The organism is Methanolobus sp. ZRKC2 (assembly GCF_045291185.1).
Taxonomy (GTDB): Archaea; Halobacteriota; Methanosarcinia; order Methanosarcinales; family Methanosarcinaceae; genus Methanolobus.
Genome location: NZ_CP146980.1, coordinates 431,988 through 446,967, shown reverse-complemented (window position 1 = coordinate 446,967; position 14,980 = coordinate 431,988). Strand labels below are relative to the sequence as shown.

Genomic DNA, 14,980 nt, shown 5'->3' with positions numbered 1-14,980 from the left:
ACATTCTCTATTCGGTGAGGCTTTACATTAAGCCTCACTTTTTAATCTGTCTTTCAGGAAGAGGGACAGGAACAGGAGTATTGCACTGATGATGAATATCGTTTCAAATCCCAGGGTTCCAAGGAATATTCCTGTGAATACTGGCATCAGTCCCAGACCTGTATAGGTGCAGGTATTGAAGGTACCCATTGCAAGTCCTCTTTCAATATTCATATGGGCTACTGCCACTGGCAAACCGATTAAACCGATTCCGGAACCAATGCCTATCAAAGTGAATCCTAGTATAGGATAATAGATGGAAAACAAGGTACCTATGGATGCTATTATTATTCCTACCCTGATCATGGTATTATATTTTAGGTCCAGGCGACCAGCTACGATATTGGTTATCATGGCACTTACATAAAGTGCGGCTATGGAGATCCCAAGTGCGGTTTTACTTAAAAAGTCCTGACTGTATTCCGGATAGAATGCAATAATTACTCCTGTCAATCCAAAGAGCAGAAAGGTGATAATCCATATGCGAAGATACCTGCTGTTTGTGAAATTACTAGCTATATTGCCAATATCCGGTCGATTGACGGGATTGGGAACCCTCTTTTTTTCAGGAGGGCTTCTTCCTGCAAGTATTACTGTACCTGTTACAAGGAGTATGGCTGCGATGCAGGTGAACAGTAAAATACCACTTTTGATGTGCTGCTGTGCAAGATAACCAGCCAGGGCGACTCCCAATGCCAGTCCTGCATTCAGCAGGAAACTGAATTCGCCTATGTACCGGTTCCTTTGCTTATATTCGGAAAGGATTGCATAAGCCACCGGAAAAAATGCTCCGCATGCAGCACCCTCGACCAGCCTTGCTATCACAAGGATGTACAGGTTTTGAGCAAGGAGAAGTGTCAAGCCTGAAACAAATGTCAGCAGAATGGCCAGAACAACGAATTTCAGTTTGTCATATCTGTCTGAAAAGAAACCGAAAGGCAACATTGTAAGCAATGCTCCTATGAAGTACCCGGAAAACAGCAGGCTGGATGCAAAAGCTCCATATGTCCCATGATTCCCGGCAGCAATTTCCGGCAGCACCGGTATAACCGCATTCGATAACCCCATTATCAGAAAGACGGTTGAGTAAAGCAAAAACCTGTTTTTGTCCATTTCTTCTCCCTTTTATTTCAGGTTTGAAAGGCTCTAAGGTTAATAATTTTTGTTGTGGGCATTAAGTCTCAGTTTTTTTGCGGACATATTTCTTCAAAATTATATGACTTTTGATATTTTTTGACTTAAATGTACTATTTAAATTAAATAATAAATTTTGCACAGTTGACTATTTATTAAAATTGATTTAGTAATACTAAAAAGTTACATCTATGATAGAATTGAACAGATAGTCAAGTATACATTACGAGCAAAAAACTGAGACGATAGTAAATTATTTTTTTATATGTATAGAAACCATAAGTAAGATTTTGAGATTTTTAATTTTAATTGCTACATGTTTCAGCAAAAAAATTTACAGTAGCAAAAGATGGAATTTGCATGAGTATTTTCATCCATACTATGATTAAAAGTTAACAATTATTTCCCATAATATCAAATGATAAAAAATAAATAAGCTACTATTGTACGTGAGAAGTAAAATTAGAAAGTAATCGTGTATAATTACAATCCAAGATTATTAAAATATATACTATAGTATATAATAACTTGTTAAATTTTATTTCGTTAGTGTTTTTTTAAGAGTAATTACAATTATTTTTAGAGTTAAAATTTAAAAAATCCAAGAAAAACTAATTTTTTTGTTAGATATATTAAGTTTTAGTAATAATACCAATTAATTACTACTATATTTATAATATATAATTGCTATTCTATAGTCTATCAAATCTAAACACAACACATAATTATAAAAATAGCATAATATAAATAATTTAAATTTGTATTTTCTTGAAAAAATACTTAATTCACAACCTTTTGCAAAAAAGTGAGAGCTATTATAATCTATTGTTTAACTATGGATAGTTAACCAAAAAAGCATATTATCCTTCACAAGACTATTACTAAGACTATAACAACTTAAGAGTGTTAACTTACAACATCGCCATAAATTTATCAGTATGAAATAGATGCATGTTTATGATTTTATGAGTTAGCTTGCGCCGTAAAGACTATATGAATAAACTGATGGAAAGTTTTAATATTTTATACAAACACTATCTCCTATGCGATCGAGATATCCTTCACGCAGGTATGAAAAAGAAAGGAGCAAACTAGAAAAAAGAGATCGTCTCCTACAAACACTTCTTATTCTAATGGGGTTAATACTCGCTAGTCCCCTCTATGCTGTAGCAAACATTCCCGATTTATATTATGTGGTACTCTTTACCTTTATTTTGTCTACCGTTTTACTTTATTCTGACTGGTTAGTTTCTCAAAATCCAAATTTTGCGTTTTTTGTTGAGAGTGTTGTAGCAAGTTCGTTTTCTTTCTCCCTTGTATTCTCATTTGCTTATAGAGATCTCTTTGTTTCTGATATTTTAGCAGCCATAGGTTATCTTTTAGTAACATTTGTAGTTCTAGTTTCAATTCGCATAGTGCCAAAAAAATCACAGACTAATAAAATTTATAAATATTTGTGGTATAGTTATACCGCATTAATAATATGGGGTATCTATGCTATTGGAATGTTGTCACTTCTTTGAAAAACTATATAATTTTTTCTGACCACCTCAGCGAAAGGGTGATTCTACAGTTACCCGCCACAGGGATTACAGCTCAAAACAAATAGAAGGTTCGCTATGAACTTAGCAAAATAAAATTGAAATTTGATTCGTGCGAGAACTTCAAAGTCACTCTCAAATAAGATAGGGCGTAACAATTCATAGTTACATTTTAACAAAATTTTTATTATATACTGAAGTATATGCGATTCCAGGAATCTTAAAATTCTTTCAATGTTAAGCTCGCATTAATTTTTGCACAAAGTTAAATTAAACTGTAGTATTTTTTTAAGATAGACAAAAAGTGCAAAATAATAAATTAACGCTATTTTTATAATAATACTTTTGAACTGTTTAGTATAGAGGTTGCAGGCCGAAAATAGTAAAGTAAAATCTGCGCAATATTTATTTTGAGGGGTGATTTTCTGAGGCTTAGTTCCTGACAAAATCCTCAATTTTGTAATAATCTTTTTTATTTCAATAACTAGTAGTAATATTTACTTTACTTTGCATAATTTATTAAGATGTGAAAGTATTAATTACATATTACAATTTTTTACATCTATTCTATTGATCACATTTTTAGGAAAATCCCTGAAAACGGCCAATTTTGGGATATCTGGTAATAGCATATTCCCATATACTATAGACAGGATTTACACAGTTCGAGAAATGGGTATGTTTTTCTCAACCTGACCATTCCAAAGACTATAGTGATAGAGGGGTGTTGACTTACAACCCCCCCATTATCTGCAAAAAAATATTGAGAATCGTATAATGTCACTTTGAGTCATATCCATTCTCATAGTCAATGTAATATGCAAAAACAGCCTATTTTAAAATTAAAATTATACAAAAAATATACGTTCAAATTAATTCACTTATTTAATTTTTTCTAATTTTTTTGCTATGCTTATATGAGCATTTATGGATTGAAGAGTCTATAGTCAAAGCATTAAAAATTAATATATAAAAATAGTCTTAAAATAATGCTAATTTTCTATCTATTTTAGCAAAAAAAGCTAAACAATAACTTATAGTAATATTAATTCCTTTATTTATTAAACAACATCTCACTTTTTTAACACAATATTATTTAATAATTTATATTAATATATTTTTATATATTAATAACAATTAAATGTAACTATTAATAGTTACACAGATTTACACTCAATAAAATATATATTTTAGTGTATCATACACTCCAAGTAATTTTCAATTTCTTAATTTTACTCCGTTTTCAAAAAAGTTTCAATAACTCAGATATTCAAATAAATACCAAAAAGTTCCTGGAAATCATCATATTTTTTACGAGCTCTGTACAGATATTGGCGAACGTGCTTCTTACCGGCGGCCTTGGCAAACATGGTCTCGATTTCAGCAGGAGTGAATACAGTTTGGAGTTTCTTTGTTGGGATTGACTGCAAATCTTTGAAATCATCACTAAGTACTTCCTGACATTCACCAGTGGTTGTTATGGAATTTGGCTCTTGGCAAGGAGCACCATAAGGATTACGGAGATCAATTGAATGTTCACCTATCCAGTTCCAGAACGCATCATATATGATAGCGTACATCTGTCCACAGTTTGTACATTTGGCGGCAACTGCAGTATGATCACCATTGGTGTGATAACTAATGCTAATAACATCAGCATTGCATTTACTGCATGCACCAATGAAATTCTGCTCAAGGCCGTCCAGAGAGAGTTCCGTTTTTTTATGGAACAGGATGTTGTTTTTAGGATCATATGTGTAAGACATAGAATCACCGAAAGAACTAAGAATAGGTCTTATGCTAATATCCTATAAGATTTTTTAGGTTATCATGATACAAAAATTTAAAAACCTATTTATAGATAGACAATCATATAAAAACATGCTATATTAAAATAGCTTGAGGTGTGACTGTGGATTCAATTCGATCAAAAATAAAACGAAGACTACAACGATTTATCGAACTTGATGTAAATGGTCTTCGTAGCTTTATCTTGTCAAAGTTCCTTGACACAAAAGAAATCACTGTTGACGAATTACATACTTCCATTACAAAGAAATATGATATCTCACGCAGTGCAATTGCATCAATGGTAGGGTATATTTACTCAAAAATTGGTGTGCTGAGGTCCCACAAGGAATCCTACAAAACTCCAATAGTCTATTCTTTGAAGGAGGAGTATGTAGATCTTATCAAAAAGGCTCTCGAATCTAAAACGTCGAATAGTGCTGCCTGATCTTATCTGATCACAATGTCAATAGTCAAAAACGCACCAAGAACTTCCACGACGATAGTTATACGTTCCGATGCAAATGCACGTATAACTCACTCGCGTGACCCTTATTATAATTTAATGCGACGACTCTTTCAGGAAGAAGCAACTGCTGTCAGAGGACAGAAATTCTTGATAATGGTCGAAGAACGCCAGAAAAGTGGCGACCCCATAAAAACAAATGAGTGGCAAAAACTGCTCGAAGAATTAGATATAGGACGTGCTTCTTTTTACTCCATGCGCAACAAACTGCTTGGAGCCGGCTTGATTTCCAATCGTAATGGAGAATACAGGCTTTCAGGACAGTTCAGCAAGGATCTTGTTGACATGGCCAAATGGTGGTGGACTGCAGTTCTGAACGAGAACCCGGAGAGTCTGTGACAACAGTTCAACCGATATCTTAATATGTAACGATTGCAATTAAGGAATGCTTTCAACGAAGCCCGGTAGTGTAGTGGTCAATCATGCAGGACTCTGGATCCCGCAACTTCGGTTCGAATCCGTGCCGGGCTACTAAACTTTTTTTGCTTTAAAGTGCAAAGTTTAATGTTTTATGAGTTTTTCAGTTTTTATATCAGACAAATCTAGTTTGCTAAAATGACACTCTAAGAAATGATACTCTAAGGATACTATGTAACATATCGACAGATGAAAGCTATTTTTGCCAAGATACAATTAATCCTGAATAAAGATTCGAAGATTACAATTCTCCATCATAATTACATTGATAGGAATGGAATGGAAAGCAGAGCACTGCTTTCCATATTCTCTGACAATAACCCTGTTTTGACAACAACCCCGTCCCAAAAGGGACACATCCCCACTCGCTCATACTCCACTATATTGTTACTGCCGAAAAAGTGAACGATAACAGATCATGTTTTTTTGAGGGAGAGAGGCAACAATTTGACCTGTTATCGTTCTTTCATTTTGATTCGTTTTTCGTTTCAGCAGTTTCCGGTAAATCCATATTGTACCACCAAATAGTCTGCAACCACTCCGATCTTCAGATTGTGTGACTGCAAATCATAGTATTATTTTTAACTATATAAATATATCTATACAATGATATATGTTGAGCATCATTATTATGAGATTAAGCGATTTACAATAAAACACAAAATAAAGCAGAAAAATACTACACATCAAATCTTTGTTGGAACTATGCCGGAAATTCTGAATAGACATCAATAAGAGACTTTCCTTCTGCTTATACAAACGCGTTACGTATAAGTATCAGAAAATAAATCTATTTCTTGAACACTAACAATGGCGACTGCTGTATAAAGTGGAGGGAAGGTTGAAAACAAGCTAAAAATAATTAGATATTAAGTGATAATATGAGTTCAGGAGATTTAGAGGATAAAAAAATATTAATGATTGTAGCCCAGCGCAATTTCAGGGATGAAGAGTTCTTTGAACCAAGAGAGATCTTTGAGGATATGGATATTGATGTCACGGTGGCCAGCAATAGCACAGATGAGGCTGAAGGAGTTCTTGGCAGGAAAATAAAACCTGATATCAGTATAGACGATGCCATCGCAGCAGACTATGATGCAATAGTCATCACAGGTGGTGGTGGTTCAAAGGAATATCTCTGGTCTGACAAAAAGCTCCATGAACTTGTACAGGATGCTATTGAACATGAAAAAGTTGTTGCAGCGATCTGTATATCTCCTGTTGTACTGGCAAAGGCCGGAGTTCTTACAGACAAGAAGGCCACGGTTTTCAAGGATGACGACTGCATCAAGGAACTTAAGAGCTGCAAGGCCATCTATAAGGATGAAGAAGTTATCATCTCAGACAATATCGTTACCGGCCGTGACCCTAAATGCGCAGAGAAATTCGGTGAAGCGGTATTGGAAGCCCTTTCAAGTACATGAACCGACGAATCTGTCGGTACTATCTTTTTTTGGTTTTGTTTATTGCATTTTTTTCTCTGCTAACAAACTCAACTTTAAACTTCAGCCCGGTCTTTTAAACCTCAATTTCCATTAAATCCGAGGCTATTGTCACTTTGCCCTCAAAGTATTGATTTATGTGGTCCAAAGTCTCCTTTTCATGTCCCTTCATATGAGGATACAGATGAGTGAAGAAAAGCCGCTTTACATGAAGTTGAGTCTGTTCCAGCATTTCGATAAACATGTCCGGAGTAGTGTGGTTGGTCATTTCGAAGTTCACCGGGAAAGAGCATTCATGTATCATGATATCGGCATTCCTGGCAAATTCAAATACTGACTCCGACGGCTCGGTGTCGCCTGTATAGACTACTGACTTTCCCCCACATTCTACACGATATGCCAGGGAAGTAGTGCTGTGAATGGTTGGTGTGCAGGTGATATTACAATCGATTCCCTGAAATGTGAATGTCTCGCCTCCGGCGAGTTCGGTTATTTCAACCTCGAAATTCCCCTTGAGGTAGTCATAGGTCTCCATGACCTTACCAAACCATTCCTGTGTCCCCTGCGGCCCGAAAATACGCATGTCTGTCTTACCCATCAACCAGTTGGCCTTGAGCAGCGCCAGCACATCCCCCACATGGTCAAGATGCAGATGAGTCAATACGATGTTCCCAATATCCGTATGCTCATATCCCGCTTCTACGATTCTTACAAGAACACCGCAACCGCAATCGAATAATACCGGAGTCCCATCCATTTCCATGATAAGCCCGGACTGAACTCTTCCGATCTGGGGTATCCCGACCCCTGTTCCGAGAAATGTAATCTTCATATTTGCTATAATAAGGCTTAAGTAACTTAATTGTATTTATCAGGTGTTCAACTGTACTGATATAAGTATACTCTTCTTATTGCGAGGGTTGCCCAGCTGGTCAAAGGCGCTGGACTTAAGATCCAGTATCGAAGGATTTCGAGGGTTCAAATCCCTCCCCTCGCACCTACGCGTCGGGATATAGGTAACGTCAAAAAACCGAACTTTCATTATGAATTGTAATTGTTTCGATTTTACAAATTAAAAAAAGTGAACTTTGTATTTTGAATAAAAACTTTTCATTGTAAATACTCTTCATGTAGTTTGTCAAACTCATGCTCAATTATATACTTCTTCTCATTTGTTATAACTAGCTTAATAAAACTCAAGTATACATAAGTAAGAATTAAGAACATACCTATGAACAAAAGTTTTAATGTGAAGTTTTGGAACACTGCAGAAAAGGCAATTGTACCATAGATTATAATTGCTCCTGATAGTAGCAAGTGAAGAAATATATTTTTTTTATTCATTGAACCCTTGTATAAAATCCTGAAATCATTGGGTGATTTTAATATACAATATGCTAGAAACAAAACTAAAATATAGCCAACAAGAGGAATATAGGGATTAAAAGTTATGTATTCAGCTAAAATCATTCCCTCTATACTGATTAGAATTGGGACTAAAACATAGGCTATTTTTGGCAAGTAGTTATATAATCCCGATTTTTTCTCGTCTTCAAGATTATCTTCAAGAGTTTCTATTTTAGAGATCATTCCCTGATATTCGGATATAGTAGACTCTAAAATACCAACATTACTAAAAGCTTTGGAATCAAGTTCACTTAGCTGATTTTTCAGTTTCCTAAATTCTTTGCGTGAACTATTGTAAAAGTAAGGATTCTTTATTTCAAACTCAATTTGTTTCAGTTTTTTATGTGCTATTTCAGATAAGGAAATCTTGTGTAATCGATTTACTTTATCATTTAAAGTAATAACATAATCAGCATAATCATCAAAATTCTGTTGATATAAACTATTGACTATATGCTCATATGATTTCTTCATCACTTTATCTAGAAAAATGAGACTTTCACTCTTTTCGACATAGTATTCAGAATTATATTTTCTTATAGATTCATTTGTTTTCTTAAAATTATCATATAAATTTTTTATTGTATTCAATAAAAAATCCATATTTATTTCATCACTCATTGAAGTTAAATAACTGTAAATACTTATAAATATATCTAGATATGAATAACAAATAAAATCATATATCCCACATATTTGACTTTATAGTAATCTCCTTACAGCCTGAGTATTCAAATTCAACTTTCCTGTTCTTCTTATCCTTTTTTGCATGTCCCATAGTGTTGTTTTTGGAATTCCCAATGGTTTTGCTTCAGATACAGATAGATTGAGTATTTTCTGCATTATGTTCTCTTTGTTGATAAACGCTTGAGACTTTTTCACATCAAGAGCCTGCTCATCAATATTATTTGCTTCTTTGCCGATATAAACAACAGAATCAGCCTGAACATTTCTCCTTTCAAGTATTCCTGTTTCCCCATCAAACTTAGATTCAGGATGATTGGCATATTCTATAATTGTCCTGCTAAGTTGCTTGAAATAGTGAGATCCTTGCTTTATCTCTCCCGTTTCATAATCAATGAAAGGCTCATAAACAATACTCTGTGGTTCACTTGAAAAAGGAGCTAAAGGCTTTACTGTTTTCCCATTTTCTTCTATTGTCTGAAACCCTACAAGATAGAAATTAAACGGTTTGATCTGCTTCTCCCAAGGCTTCCCTTTATTGAGTTTATCAAATCTCTTCCATACATTTGGAGTGCTAACAGTAAGTTTGGAAATAGCATACAGGTTAGAATACTTTTCTTCAATATCAAGTTCTGATATAATCCCATAGTGCAACTTAAGCAAATCTTCCCATATTTCAGCCTGCCAATCACCGACAGCCTTTGGAAATGGGTTTGTCAGATGTCCTAAACCATGAAGTTTAAAAGACCGTTCTCCTTCCATGAACTTAATCTTTCCATTATCATAAGTGTAAAGAGCATAACGTTTTGATGATACGCCATAAGACCACATATCGACCTTTTCAGGCTTCAGTAGGTCAATATCAAGGTTATAAGGATTAAGAGGTTGAAAATAATCTATAATCTCCTGTGCATGTTCAGGAGGGACAAAGATAGAATCAGTATCCATGTAAGCATGAACTGAACCAAGTTCTTTGCATTTAGCTTCCGCCATAGCCAAGAACAGTTTAGAACCTGAAGTAATCATAACAGCTAGCAGAGGATGATAATAGTTACCTGCTTTCTCAAATCTATTTTCTGAAGTTTCAAAACTATCTAATCCATGTACCTGAATAGCACTTTTTTTATCCTCTGGATTCAGTTCTATGAATATTCCATAGCTCATTGCATTAACAAGAATCTTAATTGCTTGTGCTCTACTTTTTAGGGCTTGATATTCGGAATCCTCACTTTCAAGTGACTTCATTCTTAGTTTAATCTTCTGTCTTTCCTCAACGAGAGCCTGAACAAGATTATCTTTTGAAGGGTCTATATCAATTCCAAGAATCTGAGACTTTCTTAAACTCTTCTGGATACCTTTTGGAACGAATTTGACAGCTTCCAAAATCTCAGGTACTTTTCCAGTAAGGATTACTGAAGATATAACATCAGGTAAAGCATACCATAGCTCCGAATCAGAACTAAGATAGTTAATACCTACGTTATAGCCTGTCCCAGAGCCTTTATAGTCCATCCTGACAGGCATTATATCGCTATCAGGCTGAATCTTAACCATCACAACAAAGTCGTTCCAATTCTCTTTATTTTGTAGATATGCAAGGTCTACTTTTGAAAGCATTCTACTTATCTCATCAGTAACATTTTGTATCTCAAGAGATTCAGCAATAATAAATTTCCATAAATCCATTTCCATTGTAATGGTTGGATACATGCTTGTAAAATCAAGAGTAGTAACTTTTACAGGTTCTTTTCGTATCTTACACTCACACCTACCACCAAAATAAGAGGTCATGATATTTCCAAGAATATCTGATGGAAAATCAGGATTAAGAGACAGAAAAGAATCAATACCTAGCTGTTTAAGAGCGTATTTTCCAATTGATGCAGAACTGTATATTTTTGTTAGCGGTATATCTATTTGATAAATATTCAATTCAGCTACGAGCTTTTCATATACTTCGTATGTAGTCTCTACATCCTGAATCAGATAGTCTATGTATTTTTTCGTAACTTTCCCGTGTTCAACATCTTTCATTTTCTGTATTTGTGTATTGAGTTTTTCTCCTGCCATTTTAAGAGAAATGCGTTTTGATTGGAGCAGGATCTCAGCTAGTTTTTGAGCGTCAAGGAAATGTCCTGAAAAATAATCTTTTCCTTTGTTCTGCTTGGTAGTAGTAAACTTGAAGTTATAAGCATCCCCTAGCTTTTTTATGATTATAGGAGGATTGTATCTATTTTCAGATAAAGTAAAAGTAAAGCCACCCGTATTCTTAGCTCTTGATATGCCTATACTCTTAGATAATCTGCTTATATCGAAGGCAAGATTATAGCCTATGCAGAGGCTATGCAGGTTATAGACTTCCTCATAGAATACTATGTCTATAAACTCTTTAAGAGTATAGAGGGCGATGTTTTGTCTATCGCTATAGGCTTTGCATGTCTCTACCTCTATGTCTGTTAAGGTAATTGGATTATAGAATAACCCATAGTGTTGAATATAGCCATCCTGATATATCTTAAAATATCCTATCTTAAGGTTCTGATATTGGTCTATGGTTGTCTCTGTATCAAAGACCAATACCCTAGCATGCCTTAAAGGAGTGTCAAAAAGGTTAAAAGATGGATAACCCTTAGAGTTCTTGACCTTTTGAGTATACCCTCTTATAGCTATTTTAGACACTGACTGTCATCTCCATTCCAAGAGATATCAAACGGTCTCCAAGCTCTCTTAACAAAGCCCCAATAGAAATAATATTGAATGCTCTCTTGTTCTGTAAGGATGCTTCTTTAGACCTTACTTTTGGACCAAGCCTGTTCTGTTCAGATGTTATTTTTTTATGACAATTCAAACAGAGGGGCTTTTCCCAATCAGAGTTATTCCTCCCATCTACATGATGCATTTCGATGAGAGCCTTATTATCTTCTCCACATACTGCACAGGCAATAGGTGGCTTTCCTCCCTTCTTTTGTCTTTTAAGGTACTTTTCATATGCATTTTTGTTCATAGCTATCACTCCTTAGTTACTGTATATCTCAAAGAATTCAGGTTCTTCAATCGTTTCTCTTATTTCATACAGCCTTTCAAGGTCTGTTTCAAAATGATGTTCTTTGCCTTCAGCATCAACGAGCTTCAGGTTTTTGTATTTCCTGAGAACAGATTCATCACCTGCTTTCAAAGCCTTCTGAACGTCATTGAAGTATTTTGCAATTCTGATTCTATCCTTTGAAGAAGTAATTACTACTGTTCTTAGTCCATCGTTAGTGTAGACAGACATTCCAACATTCAGGCTGTCTGTCTTACATGGAATCCATTTACCGTTGGATTTCTGAAGCTGATTACCAAGATTCTTAAGAACAAAGTCTTTTCTGAGTCCTCTTTTCTCTAATGCCTGAGTTAGTGATTCTCCTTTTCTGACAGATCTTAGGATTTCAAGAGACAGGTTTCTATCCCTTTTTTGTTGTGATGTCAGACTTTGCCATGCTGTCTGGCTCAGATCATAACAACTTACTTTTAGATTCCTTAATTGATTCAGACTCTTATCTGGAAAGAGTTGATGTTTCCGGATAATCTCTTTTGCATACCTGGAATTCCTAGGCATAGCTTTGAGCCATTCTCCATAAGTCCTGTATTCTCTGGAAAACTGAGGTCTGCTCATTTCTCGCCCTCCCAGAGTTTTAACAGTGCGATTCTGACAACTTCTGCCTGAGAGCATCCAAATTTATCTGCCATCTGTACTATTTTTGCCTTCAAATATGGAGACACGGTTGTTAGTATTCTTTCATTGTTACTCATGGTACTATCACCATGATTCAACATTCTCCATAATTCTTATATACAGATTTGAGGGTAAATATAAGTATGAATTTGAGGACTAATAACAAAGTTAATAATAGTAATATTAACAAAAATGAGGTTGATTTTGATACTGAAGTACTCAATTACCTTGATTTAATAGGATATATTAGAAGGCGGCAACTGGTGAATGATCTAATGTCAGCACACAAAGGTGAACGGGGTTATTCACAAAAAAGTATAGATCGAAAATTAGGAATTCTTGTTAAAACTGGTCAAGTACTAATTTTAAAAAATCCTGAAGAACTTGAAAGATATGGAATAGATAGAGAAGATGGTAAAGCATCCTATTTTGTTTCTAAATTATCCTCAGAAATAAAAACCCATATAGATAATGTTATTGACATCTTAAAGTCTGAAAATGAAATTGACATAAAAGAAGCTTTGATTGAAATTGAAAACTACGAGCAAAGTTATGCTCTTACACCATCGCATCTAGATTTGCTTGTTGAAAACTTGAATACTGAAAACACAGACCTTGTTGACCATCTACTCAGAATTTTATACAAATACGTAATCGATATTGGAAGAGAACCAGCAAATAAAGAAGCTTTTACTCAGATGTTGAAGAGGGTTTTAATGAGATATCCATCCCCAATAAAAGGGTATATAAATCTAAGAACGGGCCTAATTCATCTACTTGGTTATTACGAAGATGAAATAGTAATTAACCAACTAAGAGCTGATGCAAAAACTATCAGCAATTTGGACACTGTAATGAACGACTACCGAACAAAATGCACTGCGTCCATAATTGAAAAACACAGGACTGATCTTTTTGATTTCAAACGAGAATTAAAGAAACAGGGTAATGATGAAGCAGCTAAATTTATCGGAGTAATTCGATATGATGCAATAACGCAATGTGGTTTGAATGATAGGAAGATGCTTTTACTGGACAACAACATGAAAGAATGGCAAAATGAGGTTGATTTCTAATGAAGATGCTTCTTCTTAATGGTCATGGCATTGATATGCGTGTGAGTGGTGCAAAGTTACATGTCAAAGATGGTAGGACTTCAGCTAATGAAGAGCCTGAAGAGTATGTGTTCTCTCCAAAAAGGATTGATATTGACCATATCATAGTTTATGGCAGAAATGGAAACCTGACTCTTGATGCTATTAGATGGTTGATTAAACACAATGTTCAAATCTCTATTCTAAACTGGGATTGTAAGCTCCTTACCACAATGCAACCTCCTGAAAGTACCAATGTCAAAATCAAGTTTGCTCAGTATCATGCTTTTGAGGATAATGAACACAGAATTGAGATCGCAAAAAAGTTCATTGAAGCCAAGTTTGATAAGTCCATTGTAGTTATGGACTATCTTAAACAAAGGTATCCTCAAATTGATTATGATTTCTCAGAAGATATTGAAAAACTGAGTACTGCTAAAACCATCAGGGAAATAATGGGCATTGAAGGTGGAGCTGCTTGGAAGTACTGGAATGAGCTTAACAAAGCAATACCTGAAGAATATGATTTTTGTTCAAGGATAGACCAATACAGAAGAGCAACTGGAGCAGGAGATAAAGTCAATGTCATGCTCAATTATGGTTATACTCTGCTTGAAGCTGAATGTCTGAGAGCTATTAATACGGTTGGTCTTGATGCTCATGTAGGGTTTTTGCATGAGATGAACCCTAGCAAGAGCAGTTTAGCCTATGATTTACAAGAACCTTTTAGATTCCTAGTTGATCTTTCAGTTATTAACTTGATTGAGTCGGGTAAAATGGAGAATAAGGACTTTATCAGAACTGAGAGCTATGCACTCAGGCTCAAACCTTCAGGAGCTAAGAAGGTTACTGAAGAGTTCAATAACTGGATGAACAAGAAAGTAGCTTACAAGAAGCAATCTGTTATGTGGAGCTATGCTTTGTTATTGAAAGCTAGAGAATTAGTTCAGTATCTTGTTGGGAAAAGAAAGACAATTGACTTCATTAAGCCTGCTTATACGATTGAGAGACAGGATTCTGAAGAAATCAGGAAAAAGATAATGAGTGTTTCCTATTCTGAATGGAAGAAAATGGGGTTTTCTAAGGGTACGCTCCACTACATGAAAAAGAATGCTGAAGCTGACAAGCCATTTACTCTTACTACTCATGTCAGAGAAAGATTAGAAATGTTGGATAGATGTTGATACAGACAT

Annotated in this window: 14 protein-coding genes and 2 tRNA genes; 8 read left to right on the top strand and 8 right to left on the bottom strand. The window is 35.0% G+C overall.

All coding sequences use genetic code 11. The features are described from left to right. Window positions 1-27 precede the first annotated feature (27 nt). Complete coding sequence (locus V7O62_RS02135; protein WP_406657373.1) at window positions 28-1,152, bottom strand: MFS transporter; 1,125 nt, start codon at window positions 1,150-1,152, stop codon at window positions 28-30. A 1,064-nt stretch (window positions 1,153-2,216) separates the two neighbouring features. Between V7O62_RS02135 and V7O62_RS02130 the strand changes: the two genes are divergently transcribed. Further along, window positions 2,217-2,696: a hypothetical protein gene (locus V7O62_RS02130; RefSeq protein ID WP_406657372.1), complete on the top strand. Its 480-nt coding sequence runs from the start codon at window positions 2,217-2,219 to the stop codon at window positions 2,694-2,696. A gap of 1,280 nt (window positions 2,697-3,976) precedes the next feature. On the opposite strand, the gene V7O62_RS02125 is transcribed toward V7O62_RS02130, so the two are convergent. Then, complete coding sequence (locus tag V7O62_RS02125; RefSeq protein WP_406657371.1) at window positions 3,977-4,480, bottom strand: hypothetical protein; 504 nt, start codon at window positions 4,478-4,480, stop codon at window positions 3,977-3,979. A 146-nt stretch (window positions 4,481-4,626) separates the two neighbouring features. Here V7O62_RS02125 and V7O62_RS02120 point away from each other — a divergent pair, with 146 nt between their 5' ends. The 4 genes from V7O62_RS02120 (at window position 4,627) to V7O62_RS02105 (ending at window position 6,869) form a co-directional block, all read left to right on the top strand. Beyond that, the gene (locus tag V7O62_RS02120) at window positions 4,627-4,950 is read left to right on the top strand and encodes a DUF2551 domain-containing protein (protein WP_406657370.1); all 324 of its coding nucleotides are present in this window, start codon (window positions 4,627-4,629) and stop codon (window positions 4,948-4,950) included. A gap of 15 nt (window positions 4,951-4,965) precedes the next feature. Next, window positions 4,966-5,367 (top strand): hypothetical protein, encoded by a 402-nt coding sequence (locus V7O62_RS02115; RefSeq protein ID WP_406657369.1) that lies wholly within the window; start codon window positions 4,966-4,968, stop codon window positions 5,365-5,367. Window positions 5,368-5,426: 59 nt separating this feature from the next. Further along, window positions 5,427-5,499: transfer RNA gene (locus V7O62_RS02110), tRNA-Gln, on the top strand. 827 nt (window positions 5,500-6,326) lie between these two features. Then, window positions 6,327-6,869 carry a DJ-1/PfpI family protein gene (locus tag V7O62_RS02105; RefSeq protein WP_406657368.1) on the top strand — a complete coding sequence of 181 codons (543 nt, stop codon included), beginning with the start codon at window positions 6,327-6,329 and terminating at the stop codon, window positions 6,867-6,869. Window positions 6,870-6,963: 94 nt separating this feature from the next. Here the strand turns inward: V7O62_RS02105 and V7O62_RS02100 are convergent, their stop codons facing one another. After that, a complete protein-coding gene (locus tag V7O62_RS02100; protein WP_406657367.1) occupies window positions 6,964-7,719 on the bottom strand; it encodes an MBL fold metallo-hydrolase in 756 nt (251 codons plus the stop codon). A gap of 81 nt (window positions 7,720-7,800) precedes the next feature. Here V7O62_RS02100 and V7O62_RS02095 point away from each other — a divergent pair. After that, window positions 7,801-7,884 (top strand) — tRNA-Leu (locus V7O62_RS02095). Window positions 7,885-7,997: 113 nt separating this feature from the next. On the opposite strand, the gene V7O62_RS02090 is transcribed toward V7O62_RS02095, so the two are convergent. From V7O62_RS02090 to V7O62_RS02070, 5 genes are all read right to left on the bottom strand, one after another. Beyond that, entirely contained in the window at window positions 7,998-8,915 is a 918-nt protein-coding gene (locus tag V7O62_RS02090; protein WP_406657366.1) for a hypothetical protein, read from the bottom strand. 81 nt (window positions 8,916-8,996) lie between these two features. Further along, window positions 8,997-11,657 carry a DNA polymerase gene (locus V7O62_RS02085; protein ID WP_406657365.1) on the bottom strand — a complete coding sequence of 887 codons (2,661 nt, stop codon included), beginning with the start codon at window positions 11,655-11,657 and terminating at the stop codon, window positions 8,997-8,999. Further along, window positions 11,650-11,982, bottom strand: a complete 333-nt coding sequence (locus V7O62_RS02080; RefSeq protein ID WP_406657364.1) for an HNH endonuclease — start codon at window positions 11,980-11,982, stop codon at window positions 11,650-11,652. Before V7O62_RS02080 ends, V7O62_RS02085 begins: the two co-directional genes overlap by 8 nt. A gap of 12 nt (window positions 11,983-11,994) precedes the next feature. Beyond that, on the bottom strand, window positions 11,995-12,633 hold the full coding sequence (locus V7O62_RS02075) for a hypothetical protein (RefSeq protein WP_406657363.1): 639 nt from the start codon (window positions 12,631-12,633) through the stop codon (window positions 11,995-11,997). Then, entirely contained in the window at window positions 12,630-12,770 is a 141-nt protein-coding gene (locus V7O62_RS02070; protein ID WP_406657362.1) for a hypothetical protein, read from the bottom strand. The genes V7O62_RS02075 and V7O62_RS02070 overlap by 4 nt, the downstream gene beginning before the upstream one ends. Window positions 12,771-12,836: 66 nt before the next feature. Here V7O62_RS02070 and V7O62_RS02065 point away from each other — a divergent pair, with 66 nt between their 5' ends. Both V7O62_RS02065 and cas1 read left to right on the top strand, forming a co-directional pair. Continuing rightward, complete coding sequence (locus V7O62_RS02065) at window positions 12,837-13,769, top strand: hypothetical protein (RefSeq protein WP_406657361.1); 933 nt, start codon at window positions 12,837-12,839, stop codon at window positions 13,767-13,769. Further along, window positions 13,769-14,971, top strand: a complete 1,203-nt coding sequence (gene cas1 / locus V7O62_RS02060; protein WP_406657360.1) for a CRISPR-associated endonuclease Cas1 — start codon at window positions 13,769-13,771, stop codon at window positions 14,969-14,971. Before V7O62_RS02065 ends, cas1 begins: the two co-directional genes overlap by 1 nt. The last annotated feature ends 9 nt before the right edge of the window (window positions 14,972-14,980 follow it).

Excerpts from the sequence above, each read along its gene's own strand:
- V7O62_RS02075 (WP_406657363.1), bottom strand. The coding sequence starts at position 12,633 with ATGAGCAGACCTCAGTTTTCCAGAGAATACAGGACTTATGGAGAATGG.
- V7O62_RS02080 (WP_406657364.1), bottom strand. The coding sequence starts at position 11,982 with ATGAACAAAAATGCATATGAAAAGTACCTTAAAAGACAAAAGAAGGGA.
- V7O62_RS02090 (WP_406657366.1), bottom strand. The coding sequence starts at position 8,915 with ATGAGTGATGAAATAAATATGGATTTTTTATTGAATACAATAAAAAAT.
- V7O62_RS02115 (WP_406657369.1), top strand. The coding sequence starts at position 4,966 with ATGTCAATAGTCAAAAACGCACCAAGAACTTCCACGACGATAGTTATA.
- V7O62_RS02100 (WP_406657367.1), bottom strand. The coding sequence starts at position 7,719 with ATGAAGATTACATTTCTCGGAACAGGGGTCGGGATACCCCAGATCGGA.
- V7O62_RS02070 (WP_406657362.1), bottom strand. The coding sequence starts at position 12,770 with ATGAGTAACAATGAAAGAATACTAACAACCGTGTCTCCATATTTGAAG.
- V7O62_RS02125 (WP_406657371.1), bottom strand. The coding sequence starts at position 4,480 with ATGTCTTACACATATGATCCTAAAAACAACATCCTGTTCCATAAAAAA.
- V7O62_RS02065 (WP_406657361.1), top strand. The coding sequence starts at position 12,837 with ATGAATTTGAGGACTAATAACAAAGTTAATAATAGTAATATTAACAAA.
- V7O62_RS02135 (WP_406657373.1), bottom strand. The coding sequence starts at position 1,152 with ATGGACAAAAACAGGTTTTTGCTTTACTCAACCGTCTTTCTGATAATG.
- V7O62_RS02105 (WP_406657368.1), top strand. The coding sequence starts at position 6,327 with ATGAGTTCAGGAGATTTAGAGGATAAAAAAATATTAATGATTGTAGCC.
- cas1 (WP_406657360.1), top strand. The coding sequence starts at position 13,769 with ATGAAGATGCTTCTTCTTAATGGTCATGGCATTGATATGCGTGTGAGT.
- V7O62_RS02130 (WP_406657372.1), top strand. The coding sequence starts at position 2,217 with ATGCGATCGAGATATCCTTCACGCAGGTATGAAAAAGAAAGGAGCAAA.